This window comes from Bradyrhizobium sp. ISRA442 (assembly GCF_038085055.1).
Taxonomy (GTDB): Bacteria; Pseudomonadota; Alphaproteobacteria; order Rhizobiales; family Xanthobacteraceae; genus Bradyrhizobium.
Genome location: NZ_JALGCN010000001.1, coordinates 114,288 through 127,643, shown reverse-complemented (window position 1 = coordinate 127,643; position 13,356 = coordinate 114,288). Strand labels below are relative to the sequence as shown.

Sequence of the window (13,356 nt, the reverse complement as noted above, 5' to 3'; positions counted from 1 at the left end):
AATAGCGCTTGACCCTGGCATCCCCAGATGGTCGGAAGGATCGTCTAGGGATGAAACAAACGCAACATGCGGCTTCCGTTCTTCTACGGCTGGATCGTGGTCGCCGTGACCTTCGTCACCATGGCGATCGGCGTCAACGCGCGCACCGCGTTCTCGCTGTTCTTTCCGCCGATCATCTCCGAATTCGGCTGGGAGCGCGGCGTCACGGCGGGCGCCTTCTCCTTCGGCTTCGTGATCTCGGGTTTTGTCAGCCCGCTGATCGGCCGGTTGATGGACCGCGCCGGTCCGCGCGCGGTAATGGAGCTCGGCGTTGCGCTGATGGGCGGCGGGATGTTGCTCGCGCCACTCACGAGCGAGCCCTGGCATCTCTATGTCACCATCGGCGTCATGGTCGGCGCCGGCAGCGTCTGCCTCGGCTATTCCGGCCAATCGCTGTTCCTGCCGAACTGGTTCATTCGCAAGCGCGGCTTCGCCATCGGCAGCGCCTTTGCCGGCGTCGGCATCGGCTCGGTGACGCTGCTGCCATGGGTACAGCATCTGATCGAGCAGACCGGCTGGCGCACCGCCTGCACCGTGATGGGCCTGCTCATCCTGATCGTGCTGGCGCCGATCAACCTGTTGCTGCGCAAGCGCCCTGAGGACATTGGTCTTCAACCCGACGGCGATGGTGCGCCGGCCGAGGGCGCGGCAAAGCCCGTCTCCAACATCGTCGATCCTGCCTGGGCCGACACGGACTGGACGCTCAAGCGTGCGCTTGCGACCGCGCGCTTCTGGTGGATCGCGCTCGGCTATTTCTGCGGCCTGTACATCTGGTACGCGGTGCAGGTGCACCAGACCAAATTCCTGCTCGACATCGGCTTCAGCGCGAACGTCGCGGTGTGGGCGCTCGGGGTCGTCAGCCTGCTCGGCATTCCCGGCCAGATCCTGCTCGGCCATCTCTCCGACCGGGTCGGGAGGGAATGGGTTTGGGCGATAAGCTGCGCGGGTTTTGCGATCTGCTTTGCGGCGTTGATGGCGCTGAAATTCCAGCCCTCATTGTGGCTCATCTATCTGATGGTGTTCACGCAAGGCGCACTCGGCTACGGCCTCACCTCGGTCATGGGCGCGGTGGTGTTCGAGATTTTTCAGGGCAGGCACCAGGGCAGCATCTTCGGCACGATCATGCTGGCGGCGCTGGCAGGCGGCGCAGCGGGGCCCTGGCTGACCGGGCTCCTCTATGATCGCGCCGGCGACTACACGCTCGCCTTCGCCATCGCGATCTTCGTGAGCGGATTGTCGGCGCTCGCGATCTGGCAGGCTGCGCCGCGCAAGGTACGGGCCGTGGCCGGCCGGCTGCACAGGATTCAAGCGGAAACCGGCACTTGATACGTCGCCTTGTGGCTCACGTTCAGGTCGTTGTCACGTCAGTTCTCAGCGGTAAATCGGTCATCGACGCGCGCTTGCGTCTACCGCCGCTTTTGGACTCGATGCGGACGTCTGCGGTCCTCGAAAGCTGGATGCGAAACCAGAATTTTTTGGTTCTTCCCGCCCGACGCGGATGGGCGATGCCGGAGGCTTAGCGCGGGCGAGCCTCAATCACGTTGTGGACGCCCGCCGGAAAAACGAGCGTCAACTCGAAGCCGGACTTGCCAAAGAGCTCTGAAAATTCCTCGCGCGTTCGCTCTCGTCCGCCCGGCGAGACCAGCATATTGAGATCGCTGAACTTGGTCGCCGGCATTTCATTTGGGGGCGCGACGAGCCGCTCGATGAGAAGCAATTTTGCACTTTCCCGCATTGCGCGCCGGCACACTTTCAATATAGCGATGGCTTCGTCGTCTTCCCAATCGTGAATTACCACTCGCATAAGATAAGCATCAGCGCCTTCAGGCACGGTTTCGAAGAAACTTCCGCCGACGACATTGCATCGCTCGATGACGCCACGTTCCATCAAGATAGCCTTTGCTCCCGCTACGACGTCCGGCTGATCGAACAGCGTGCCGCGCATGTCACGGTGAGCGAGCAGGATCTCGGCCAACATCAAACCCTGCCCGCCGCCGACATCAATGATATGACGAAACGAGGAGAAATCATAAGCGCGGATCGCCGCTTCGGCGCTGCCACGCGAAAGTTGAGTCATCGCTCGATCGAACGTTGCACCGTATTCGGGGTGCTCGGCGCGGAATTGCCACACGTTCTTGCCATTTAGATTTTGAAATGCGTTCTCGCCGGTTTGGACGCTATGCAACAGGTGGCCCCAAGTTTGCCAGAAATAGGGGCTTCCGACGACTTCCGCCCACGCCCCGAGCGGCGTGACCGAATCCGTACGCAAACAATCGCCCATGGGAGTGAGCCTGAACCTTCGGCCTTCCTCTTCCAGAAAAACACCCACCGCCGCGAGCGCGCGCAACAATCGGTATAGAGAATCGGGATGGCTTTTTGTCAGCGCCGCGAGTTCGCCGGCAGAACGAGCCCCGCCGCTTAGATGATCGGCGACTCGCAGGGCTGACGCGACATGGATCGCCTGCGTAACCTGAAAACCATTGATCAGGTCGAGCAGATCCAGTCGAGGGCAGGATGTCATTTAACGGGCCTCCGTCATTGGCGCTTCGAAATCTATGGTTTTCGCGAGATCGGCAAGGCGTCGACGGTATTGATCCAGCAAACCGGCGAACTCGGCCGCGGTGCCCGGACGGGCGGTCTGTCCAACGGCAGCCAGTCTTTCACCAACGCCGGGATCGCTCGCGACGGCGCGGACATCAGATGCAATCCGATCGCGCAGTGTGTCGGGCATTCCACGTTTGCCGTAAAATCCCACCACGCCATCCATTCGAAGCTCGGGGAATCCGGCTTCGGTTACGGTCGGCACATCAGGAGCAATCGGCACGCGAACGTCGCTGGCGACTGCAAGGAGCCGCGCTCTGCCTGACTGCACCTGCGGCATGATCACACCCAGCGCGTGAACGAATACATCTATGCGGCCCTCGCCAAGATCCTGGAGAGCAGGACCAATGTCGCGATAGGAGACAAAAGCGAGATCCAGTTTCGAACGCTTGAAGAACCTGCCTGCAATGAAGGGCGGAAGACCAGGCGAAGCGGCCCAGTTCAGCCTGCCCGGTTGAGCGCGAGCCGTTCGAACCAGGTCATCGAGCGAGCGGATTGAACTCTTTTCGGAGGCCGCGATTGCAAGGACAACATCCGAAGTCGGGGAGATCGGGACGAGGTCGCGAACCGGATCATAGGGCAACTTTTGTTGCGTAATTGGATGGACGGTAAAAACCGCCGAGATTGCATACAGCAGGGTATGGTCGTCATCGGTGCCGAGAAAGGCAGAGACACCGACAATCCCGTCGGCTCCTGGCCGGTTTTCCACGATGACGGGCTGTCCCCAGCGTTGGGAGAGTCGTTCGGCAAAGAGCCGGGCGGTGAAATCCGCCGCGGCTCCCGCCGGCACGGGCAGAATTAAACGAACAGTTCGATGCGGCCAGTCGGCGGCAATGACAGCAGAACTCCACGAAAAGATGGCGCCCAGAAGGATACTGATGACAGCGGCCGAGCGACTGAAAATGCTCATGGCATCCCCCTTCAGCGACCTGTGCTCAACGATTTGAATTCTCACGCGAAGACCGTACCAGGCCACGTCCGTGCGCGCTTAACCTCCGGCTTACTATTTGTTCACCGTTGGATTATCTTTCGGCACCAGCACCCTCGCACGTAACCCGGATCATGGCAGCTTGCGCTATTTCTTTGATGAGTTCGTGTTTGACGCTGAACGACGCGAACTGCACCGCGGGACGGACTTAGTTTCCGTCCCGCCGCGAGTATTCGATCTGCTCGACTTTTTGATTTGCAACAGGGAACGCGTCCTCAGCAAGGAAGAGATTATCAAGGCTGTCTGGAACGGCCGTATCGTATCTGATGCCGCGCTGACGACCCGGTTGAATGCTGCTCGGAACGCGATCGGCGATTCCGGCGATGAGCAGCGCCTCATCAAGACACTGCCGCGGAAGGGCTACCGCTTCATCGGACGCGTGCAGGAGGCAGAGGGCGCAGATCCAATCATCGCCGGTCGCCCGATAGAACCGCCTCGGCCGGCTCTCAGGCCCGATAAGGCTTCAATCGCCGTTCTCCCCTTCGTCAACCTGAGCGCCGATCCGGAGCAGGAATATCTTGCTGACGGAATGGTCGATGACATCATAACGGCGCTATCTCACTTCAAGGCATTGGTCGTCATTGCTCGGAACTCCAGCTTCACTTACAAGGGGCGTGCGGTCGATGTGAAGCAGGTCGGGCGCGAGCTTGGGGTACGCTATGTTCTGGAAGGAAGCGTCCGCAAAGCAGCAAACCACATACGGATCACGGCGCAGCTTCTCGATACCGGAACCGGGGGACATCTCTGGGCAAATCGAATCGATGGCGGATTTGACGACATCTTCGATCTGCAGGATCGAGTGACCGAGAGCGTTGTTGCCGCCATTGCACCGGCCGTGGAAAAGGCGGAGATCGAGCACACCAAGCGTAAACGGACAGAGAGTTTGGATGCTTACGCCTTCTATTTGCGCGGGATGGCCAAGCTGTACCAGTTTGCCAGCCAGCAAGCGAACGAAGAGGCGCTAGGCCTATTCTATCGTGCAATCGAGCTTGATCCAGACTTCGCATGTGCCTACGGGCGTGCCGCCTCCTGCTTCGCCCGCCTTAAGGCTGATGGTTGGATTGTAGTCACTCCGAACGAGATAGCCGAGGTCGTGCGGCTCACTCGGAAAGCGATCGAACTGGGCAGAGACGATGCGATCGCGCTGGCCGCGAGCGGATGGGCGTTAGCGTTTGTCGTTCACGATCTCGGCGCAGCCGCCGACTTGATGGAACGGGCGCTTGTGCTGAATTCCAATCTGGCGGAGGCGTGGCGTTTCGGCGGATGGGTGAAAAGTTGGCTCGGAGAGCCCGAAGCTGCGATCGAACGCTTCGCGCGTGCTATGCGCCTGGATCCCCTAGATCCACGGATCGGCGGGATGCGAAGCGGCGTCGCGCATGCACATTTCTTTGCCGGCCGTTACGAAGAAGCGGCAGGCTGGGCTGCAATGGCATTGCAGGACAATCCAAACTTCCAACCTGCGCTGCGCATCGCTGCCGCAAGCAACGCGATGGCTGGACACATGGGGCAGGCCCGGCAATTATTGGCCAGGCTGCGAGAGCTAAATCCCACGCTGGTTCTTTCCAATTTGAAAGACGGGTTGGGGCCTTATCAAAAGTCCGAGAACGTTTCCCGATACGAGGAAGGATTGCGCCAAGCCGGACTGCCGGAATGAAAATCGACCCGTCGCCTGCAGCTAGTCTGGTAGTTGAGGGCACTACTTCGCATCAGCGATTTTCCGTCGGCCGGTTGTGACCCTGGCTGTGTGAAAACGCTGTGCTGCTGTTATGATTCTCCCGTGATTCTGTGGGGGAATTGATGATGCGCTTCGTTGCGGGGGCGGATCGTGGGCAATGGACGCTGTTGCCCGAATGCCTCGATGATTTCATTGACGAGAGCAATCCTGTTCGTGTGATCGACGTATTTGTCGATGCGCTCGATCTGGCCGAGATGGGCTTTGAGGGAGTGGAGCCGGCGGCGACTGGTCGGCCGTCGTACCATCCCTCGGTTCTGCTGAAGCTTTACATCTATGGCTATCTGAACCGGGTGCAGTCGAGTCGGCGGCTCGAACGAGAAGCCGGGCGCAATGTCGAGGTGATGTGGCTGCTGGGTCGGCTCGCTCCCGATCACAAGACCATCGCCGACTTCCGCAAGGACAACGGCCTCGCACTGCGCAAGGTCTGTGCCCGTTTTGTCGAACTCTGCCGTGAGATGGGCCTGCTGGCGACGGCGAGCGTCGCGATCGATGGGAGCAAGTTCAAGGCCGTGAACAACCGGGACAAGAACTTCACACGGGCGAAGGTCGAGCGGCGGCGTGCTCAGCTGGAGGAGAGCGTCGCGCGCTATCTAAGCCAACTTGACACGGCCGACCGGCAGGAGCCGAGCGAGGCGCTGGCCACGAAGGTGACGAGGCTTACCGAGAAGCTGACAAAGCTGAAGGAGGAAATGGGCAAGCTTGCTGTCTACGAGCAGCAAATGCTTGCTTCGCCGGACCAGCAAATCTCGCTGACCGATCCCGACAGCCGCTCGATGGCGACGAGCGGCCGCGGCTCCGGCGTTGTCGGCTACAACGTGCAGGTCGCTGTCGATACCGAGCACCATCTGATTGTGGCGCACGAGGTGACGAACAGCGGCTCAGATCGGGCGCAACTGGCCAACATGGCCAAGCAGGCGAAGGCCGTTCTAAAGACCGAGACGCTCGAAGCCGTGGCTGATCGCGGCTACTTCAACAGCCCTGAGATCCTTGCGTGCCACGAAACTGGCATCACGGTAACTCTGCCCAAGCCGCTGACATCGGGTGCCAAGGCGCACGGACGCTTCGGCAAACAGGATTTTGCCTATTTGCCAGAGGAGGATGCCTATCGCTGCCCGGCTGGGGAGCAGCTGCCATATCGCTATACAAACGAAGAAGACGGCAAGATGCTGCGGCGCTACTGGACCACGGCCTGTCAAAGCTGTTCACTCAAGTCCCAATGCACGCCGGGGTCAGAGCGGCGGATTACACGGTGGGAGCACGAGCATCTGCTCGAAGCTGTGCAGCAACGCCTCGACGCAAACCCAGAGGCGATGCGCCAGCGTCGAGAGACGGTCGAGCACCCATTCGGCACCATGAAGGCCCGCATGGGGGCGACACACTTCCTGACGAAAACGCTCCCAAAAGTAGCCGCCGAGATGGCGCTTTCGGTCCTGGCCTACAATCTGACACGGGTCATGAACATCGTCGGGATCAAGCCGTTGATCGCTGCGATCGCGGCCTGAGATAACCCCGCTTTTGGCTCTCAGATCCGACCTCCTCTAAGACCGTTTTTACACGGCCAAGACCCCGACCGGACGCCCGCTCGGTTGTGGCCCGCGCCCGAGGAATCTACGGATCTGACTTCTGATGGTGTGATGGGACGGCAGGCGTACAATCGGCCGTCATGAGGAGACTGAGAATGATAACCTGCTATCTCCGCTATGAGATCGAACCCTTCAAAGCGAAAGAATTCGAGACCTACGCCAAGATGTGGCTGCCACTCGTTGAAAAATTCGGCGGCACGCATCACGGCTATTTCTTACCGCATGAAGGCGGGGACTACGTCGCGATCGCATTGTTTTCATTTCCTTCGCTTGCCGACTACGAAGCCTACCGCTCCAAGGCGGCCAGCGATCCTGATTGCCAGAGGGCGATTGCATACTACCGAGAAACCAAATGCTTCCTGAGACATGACAGGTCTTTTCTTAGACCGCTCCTTGAAAGCGGCGCCGGAGCGCGCCCGAAGCCGGACGCGGGTTTGTGATGAATATGCTGCTGTGCCCACGTCGCTTGAACGTCAGCTTTCGAGGTAAAGCTGGCTCGACAATTCTATTGGGAACACACCCTAGTCCGGCGATAATCCCGTTCTGCGCCTCAAATCCGTAATGGCGCGCAAAAAGCTATCGGCTGGCGTGGTGTCGGGATCGATCAGCCGGTGCAGGCGGAAGCCGTCTTCCAGCGCCAGCACGACGGAGGCCGTCCATGACGGGTTGAGCGTCGCGTTCCTGCCGCCGCCCTTCAGCGTGGCCTCGACGATGTCGGCGATCAGCTTGCGCCGTGCGCGCAGGCGCTTGGCGAGCTCGGGGCGGCGTTTCTCGGCGCGCGCGACGTAGAGGATCATCTCCATGTGCAGGAGCGGCGAGCGGCCGAGCGGGTCCTGCCGGCTGCGGTCCATCGCCTTGAGTGCCGCGATGAAATCATCGAGATCGGTATGCTCAGCGAGGATGTCGAGATTGCGCCGGATCGACTGCTCGACATGGTCCTCGATCATCGCGATGATCAGCTCGTCCTTGCTCTTGAAGTTTGAATAGAACGCCCCGCGGGTAAAGCCGGCCGCAGCCGCGATCGCCTCGATGCTGGCCCCGCCGATGCCCTCCTGCTCGAACACGCGGGCGGCCGCCTCGAACAGCTTGTCGCGCGTGTCGTCCCTGGTTGGCCTCGTTCGCACCCTTGACATCGGCTCAGGTTAGGCGAGAATGCAACTCGATACAACAATGTATCGAATTGAAGACTCAGGGATGGTTACGCCGAGCATCTCGGGGAAGGCGGCCGGCGTATTCGTTTCATGCGGCAACCGATTTGAGGTCACCATGAACGAGCATGTGCAACCCGCAAGTGGCGGGCCGCTGTTCAATCCGCTGTCGCCGGAGTTCATCCGGAATCCCTATCCGCATTATCAGCGGCTGCGGACGACCGATCCGGTCCACGTGTCGTCGTTCGGCTCCTTCGTCGCCAGCCGCCATGCCGAGGTGAGCCTCGTGATGCGCGACAAGCGCTTCGGCAAGGACTATGTCGAGCGCTCCAAGCGGCGCTATGGCGAGCAGATCATGGAGGAGCCGGTCTTCCGCAGCATGAGCCACTGGATGCTGCAGGCGGATCCGCCCGATCACACCCGCCTGCGCGGCCTGGTGGTGAAGGCCTTCACCGCCCGCCGCGTCGAGGACATGCGGCCGCGCATCCAGGAGATCGTCGACCAGACCATCGATGCGGTGATCGATCACGGCCGCATGGACCTGATCGAGGATTTCGCCTTCCGCCTGCCGGTCACCATCATCTGCGACATGCTCGGAATCCCCGAGGATCATCGCGAGGCCTTCTACAAGAGCTCGCGCGATGGCGGCCGGCTGCTCGATCCCGTGCCGCTCTCGCCGGAGGAGATCAAGCAGGGCAACGCCGGCAACCTGATGGCGCAGATGTATTTCCAGCAATTGTTCGAGCTGCGCCGCCGCAATCCCGGCGACGATCTCACCACCCAGCTCGTGCAGGCCGAGGAGGACGGCCACAAGCTCACCAATGAGGAGTTGACCGCCAACATCATCCTGCTGTTCGGCGCCGGTCACGAGACCACCGTCAACCTGATCGGCAATGGCCTCCTGGCCCTGCATCGCAATCCGGATCAGCTCGCGCTGCTGAAGGCGAAGCCTGAGCTGATCACCAACGCGATCGAGGAATTCCTGCGCTACGATTCGTCGGTGCAGATGACCGGGCGTGTCACGCTGGAGGATATCGACGACCTCGGCGGAGTGCGGATTCCCAAGGGCGAGACCGTGCTGTGCCTGCTCGGCTCGGCCAACCACGATCCGGCGGTCTATCCAGATAGCCCCGACCGGCTCGACATCACCCGGCCGAACGTCAAGCCGCTGTCGTTCGGCGGCGGCATCCATTTCTGCCTGGGCGCCCAATTGGCGCGCATCGAGGCCGAGATCGCCATCGCCACGCTGCTGCGGCGGCTGCCGAATTTGCGGATCGATGACGTCGAGAACCCGGAATGGCGGCCGACCTTCGTGCTGCGCGGCCTGAAGCAGCTGCCGGCGAGCTGGTAACAGCCTTCGGTGTTGGTTCTACGAGCACTCCTCATCCTGAGGAGCCCCGCCCAGGGCGGGCGCCTCGAAGGATGGCCTCGGGCGGTAGCGGGGCCTCTATGGTTCGAGACGGCGCTTTGCGCGCCTCCTCACCATGAGGGTCTGATCACCCACCGGCGTTAACCTCCGCGCGCAACAGTCGCTGTGACTTCGCCACACTTCCCCCTATATAAGGGGCTGTTCCGGCGCGGGTTTAGGCAGTGACGTAAGGCTTGGGGTGGCCCGGGCGCCGGTTAGCCCGAGGGGAGACCCGTGCAGACGACGCTGCTCGGATTAGCGATTGCCTTCATCATTGCGCTGCTGGCCGCGCTGATCGGGCCTTACTTCGTCGACTGGAACCAGTTCCGGCCCCAGTTCGAGGCGGAGGCGACCCGAATCATCGGCGTACCGGTGCGCGTGGCTGGCGAGCTGGATGCGCGGCTGCTGCCGGCGCCGACGCTGCGCCTGCGCTCCGTCACCTTCGGCGGTAACAACGATCTCGGCCGCCTACGTGCCGACAAGCTCGACGTCGAGTTCAGCCTCGGCTCCCTGATGCGCGGCGAATGGCGCGCCACCGAGCTCACGGTCAACGGCATGGCGGTCGATCTCGGCCTCGATGCCAAGGGGCGGGTCGACCTGCCATCCACCGCGAGCGGCAGCTTCAACCTCGCTTCGCTCGCGATCGAGCGACTCAACCTCACCGGTCGCATCGCCCTGCATGATGCCGCCAGCCGCTCGACCCTGGAATTGAACGACATCGCATTCTCCGGCGATGTGCGTTCGCTCGCAGGCTCGGTGCGCGGCGACGGCAATTTCACAATCGGGCGCACCCGCTATCCGTTTCGCGTCTCCTCAGGCCCGAGTGCCGACGGCAGCGCCACCCGCCTCCATCTCAACATTGATCCCGGCGAGCGCGCCATCCTGGCCGATCTCGAGGGCGTGCTCGCCTTCGAGAACCGGCTGCCGAAATTCGACGGCGCGCTGACGCTGGCCGTGCCGGCGCCCAAGAAGCCGGGCGAGGCGGGGCCGACGCCGTGGAAGCTCACCGCCAAGCTCAAGGCCGATCCGGCCGGTGCGAAGTTCGATCAGATCGACGCAAGCTTCGGCGCAGAGGACAATGCGCTGAAGATGGGCGGCGTCGGCGATATCAGGTTCGGTGCGGCGCCACTGCTGCGCGCGGTGCTTTCGGCGCGCCAGCTCGATGCCGACAAGCTGGCCGGGAAAGACGATGCCGAGCCGCTGCGCATCCTCCCGGTCCTGCGCGCCGGCCTCGCGGCGATCCCGCAGACGCCGATCCCGGCGCAGATCGAATTCAACTCCGAGCAGATCACGCTGGGCGGACGTCCGCTCCAGAACATCACGGCCGAGCTGCAGACCGACGGAAAATCCTGGACCTTCCGGCGGCTCGACCTGCGCGCGCCCGGAATGACGCAGCTTTCTCTGAACGGTGCCGCTCCGGGCTCCGATCGCTTCAGCGGCCGCCTCAGCGTCGAATCCACAGATCCCGACGTGCTGGTGGCCTGGCTCCAGGGCCGCAGCGACGTCAACCGGCGCAGCACGAGGCCGCTGCGCCTTAACGGCGACGTGACGATCGCCGCCAACCATCTCGCGATCGAAAAGCTGAAAGCCGAGATCGAAGGCGGCGCCGTCGAGGGCCGGATCGCCTTCGCGCAAGTCGGCGCGAACAAGGGATCGCGGATCGAGGCGGAGCTCAAGGCCGACCGGCTCGATCTCGACGCGGCATCCGCCTTCGTGCGTGCGATGGCCGGCCCGCAAGGCGAATGGCCGGAGGAAGCCAGGCTTTCGCTCGATGTCGGCCGTGCCGTCTCGGCCGGCCAGGAGCTGCGCCCGTTCACGGCGAAGCTCGGCTACAGCCCGACTTCGCTGACGCTTGAGCAGCTCCGGTTCGGCCAGGCCAGCGGCGTGACCACGGAGGCGAGCGGCAATTTCGATCGCGCGCATGCGACTGGCCGCCTTGCGCTGACATCATCGGCCAACTCGCTGCGCGAACTCGCGGCGCTGGTCGAGCCGGTCGCGCCGGTGGTCCGTGCGCGATTCGATGCCATCGAGGGCTTGCCGGGCGCCACACGGCTGAAGCTCAATCTCAGCCTCGACAAGAACGCCGAACATGCCGACCGGACCGACGCGCGCGCGGTGTTGGACCTCGATGCGCCGCAACTCAAGGCCACCGCGACGCTTGCCGCGCAGACTCCGGCGGCGGCGGTCAGCGGCATCGACATCGACAGGCTGCGCAACAGCGATTTCACGCTGGACTCGAAAGTGTCGACGCCGCAGGCCGCGACGCTGCTCGCGCTGATCGGCCTCGATCGCGCTGTGGCCGCGGGCGACGGGGCATCGCAGTTCGAGGGGCGCCTGAGTGGCGTCTGGCAGAAGCCGCTGCAATTCAGCGCAAAACTCTCGGGCGGGCTGGACGCGGACGCGCAGGGCAGCTTCGACTGGTCGGCATCCAACGGCAGTGCGAGCCTGCGCGTGCGTAACGCCAATCTGGCGCCGCTGTTCGGGATCAGCCCGGCCGAAAAATCGGCGCAGAACGTCACCCTGTCCTCGCACGTCAGCCTGTCCGGCAACAAGCTGACCTTCGACGATCTCGACAGCACGGCCGGAGGCTCGCGCCTGCGCGGCCATCTGGCGATGACGCTGGACCAGGACAGAAGCCTCGACGGCGAGGTCGGCCTCGATACGCTCGATCTCGTGCCCGCGCTCGCGGTCGCCCTCGGCGCGTCCGCTCATGATGCGGGCGAGCCGCTGAGCCCGGGGCTTCTCGGCAACTGGCGCGGCCGCATTGCCTTCCAGGCCTTGCGTGGGAGCTTGCCGGGCGGCATCGAGGTGCGCCCGTTCAGTGGCACGATCAGGCACGACGGCCAGGCGCTCTCGCTCGATGCCCTCAAGGGCAGCATCGGCGGCGGCGAGATGTCTGCAAACCTTGATGCCAGGAACGGCCCCAACGGTCTTGCGGTGAACGCGCGGCTCGAGCTCACCAATGTCGATGCGACGATGCTGCGCTATCGCAACCTCGCGCTGCCGAAGGGGCGCGCCTCGGTGCAGGTGGCGTTGACGAGCCAGGGCCGCAGCGTGGGGGCGCTGACCGGCGCGCTGGCCGGCAACGGCACGGTGACGCTGAACTCGGCCGAGATCACCGGCCTCGATCCGCGCGCCTTCGAGATCGCCATCCGCGCCAGCGACGGCGGCCAGGTCACCGATGACAACCGGCTCCGGCAGCTCGTCGAGCCCGCGCTGTCGGCCGGCCCGATCGCGGTCGCCTCGGCGCAAATTCCGTTCACGATCCGCGATGGCCGCCTGCGCGTCGGTGCGACGACGTTGGAGGCGAAGAACGCCCGCGCCATCGTCTCGGGCGGCTACGACATTCCGGCCGACCAGGCCGACATTCGCGCCAGCCTGACACCGATCATGATTGGGCTCTCCGGCGCTCCGCCGGAGATCCAGCTATTTGCGGCAGGTCCTCCCGACAAGCTGAGCCGCACCGTCGATCTCGCGCCACTATCCTCGTGGCTCGCGGTACGCACGATCGATCGCGAGACGCGGCGGCTGGATGCCATCGAACGCGGCGAGCCGCCGCCGGCCACCGCCGCGCTTCCCACGCTGGTCTCTCCGGACGCGGCGCCCGAGCAGACGCCGGTCAACGTGCCAATGCCGGGCCCGGATCCGCGCCGCATTGCGCCGAAGGCGAGGGCCGCGCCGACGCCCAAGGTGCCGCACGCAGCCCCCGCCGCGCCGAACCCGCCGCTCGCGAGCCAGCAGGTCGCGCCGCTGCCGCCGCCGATCGAGATAAGGCCGGCGCCGGGACCGCCGCCGCCAAGACCCAAGCCGAAGCCGCCGCTGGTCCTGACACCGTCAAATCCTTGAAGCGTTAG

The 13,356-nt window shown here is 63.3% G+C and carries 9 protein-coding genes; 6 read left to right on the top strand and 3 right to left on the bottom strand.

The features are described 5' to 3' along the window. Nucleotides 1–66: 66 nt before the first annotated feature. The gene (locus tag MTR72_RS00580; RefSeq protein ID WP_341509952.1) at nt 67–1,365 is read left to right on the top strand and encodes an MFS transporter; all 1,299 of its coding nucleotides are present in this window, start codon (nt 67–69) and stop codon (nt 1,363–1,365) included. Nucleotides 1,366–1,555: 190 nt separating this feature from the next. On the opposite strand, the gene MTR72_RS00575 is transcribed toward MTR72_RS00580, so the two are convergent. Further along, nucleotides 1,556–2,560 (bottom strand): methyltransferase, encoded by a 1,005-nt coding sequence (locus tag MTR72_RS00575; protein ID WP_341509951.1) that lies wholly within the window; start codon nt 2,558–2,560, stop codon nt 1,556–1,558. Next, on the bottom strand, nt 2,561–3,550 hold the full coding sequence (locus MTR72_RS00570; protein WP_341509950.1) for a Bug family tripartite tricarboxylate transporter substrate binding protein: 990 nt from the start codon (nt 3,548–3,550) through the stop codon (nt 2,561–2,563). Nucleotides 3,551–3,710: 160 nt separating this feature from the next. Here MTR72_RS00570 and MTR72_RS00565 point away from each other — a divergent pair, with 160 nt between their 5' ends. The 3 genes from MTR72_RS00565 to MTR72_RS00555 all read left to right on the top strand — a co-directional run bounded on the left by MTR72_RS00565 (nt 3,711) and on the right by MTR72_RS00555 (nt 7,386). Next, nucleotides 3,711–5,282, top strand: a complete 1,572-nt coding sequence (locus tag MTR72_RS00565; protein WP_341510086.1) for a winged helix-turn-helix domain-containing tetratricopeptide repeat protein — start codon at nt 3,711–3,713, stop codon at nt 5,280–5,282. A gap of 143 nt (nt 5,283–5,425) precedes the next feature. Further along, nucleotides 5,426–6,865: an IS1182 family transposase gene (locus tag MTR72_RS00560; protein ID WP_341509949.1), complete on the top strand. Its 1,440-nt coding sequence runs from the start codon at nt 5,426–5,428 to the stop codon at nt 6,863–6,865. A 176-nt stretch (nt 6,866–7,041) separates the two neighbouring features. Continuing rightward, on the top strand, nt 7,042–7,386 hold the full coding sequence (locus MTR72_RS00555; protein ID WP_341509948.1) for an NIPSNAP family protein: 345 nt from the start codon (nt 7,042–7,044) through the stop codon (nt 7,384–7,386). Between the two features lie 81 nt (nt 7,387–7,467). On the opposite strand, the gene MTR72_RS00550 is transcribed toward MTR72_RS00555, so the two are convergent. Beyond that, the gene (locus MTR72_RS00550) at nt 7,468–8,079 is read right to left on the bottom strand and encodes a TetR/AcrR family transcriptional regulator (RefSeq protein ID WP_341509947.1); all 612 of its coding nucleotides are present in this window, start codon (nt 8,077–8,079) and stop codon (nt 7,468–7,470) included. 133 nt (nt 8,080–8,212) lie between these two features. Between MTR72_RS00550 and MTR72_RS00545 the strand changes: the two genes are divergently transcribed. Continuing rightward, the gene (locus tag MTR72_RS00545; RefSeq protein ID WP_341509946.1) at nt 8,213–9,445 is read left to right on the top strand and encodes a cytochrome P450; all 1,233 of its coding nucleotides are present in this window, start codon (nt 8,213–8,215) and stop codon (nt 9,443–9,445) included. 291 nt (nt 9,446–9,736) lie between these two features. Next, nucleotides 9,737–13,348 carry an AsmA family protein gene (locus MTR72_RS00540; protein WP_341509945.1) on the top strand — a complete coding sequence of 1,204 codons (3,612 nt, stop codon included), beginning with the start codon at nt 9,737–9,739 and terminating at the stop codon, nt 13,346–13,348. Nucleotides 13,349–13,356: the final 8 nt, after the last annotated feature.

Coding starts and splice junctions, on each gene's coding strand:
- MTR72_RS00580 (WP_341509952.1), top strand. CDS start 67: ATGCGGCTTCCGTTCTTCTACGGCTGGATCGTGGTCGCCGTGACCTTC.
- MTR72_RS00575 (WP_341509951.1), bottom strand. CDS start 2,560: ATGACATCCTGCCCTCGACTGGATCTGCTCGACCTGATCAATGGTTTT.
- MTR72_RS00570 (WP_341509950.1), bottom strand. CDS start 3,550: ATGAGCATTTTCAGTCGCTCGGCCGCTGTCATCAGTATCCTTCTGGGC.
- MTR72_RS00560 (WP_341509949.1), top strand. CDS start 5,426: ATGATGCGCTTCGTTGCGGGGGCGGATCGTGGGCAATGGACGCTGTTG.
- MTR72_RS00555 (WP_341509948.1), top strand. CDS start 7,042: ATGATAACCTGCTATCTCCGCTATGAGATCGAACCCTTCAAAGCGAAA.
- MTR72_RS00550 (WP_341509947.1), bottom strand. CDS start 8,079: ATGTCAAGGGTGCGAACGAGGCCAACCAGGGACGACACGCGCGACAAG.
- MTR72_RS00545 (WP_341509946.1), top strand. CDS start 8,213: ATGAACGAGCATGTGCAACCCGCAAGTGGCGGGCCGCTGTTCAATCCG.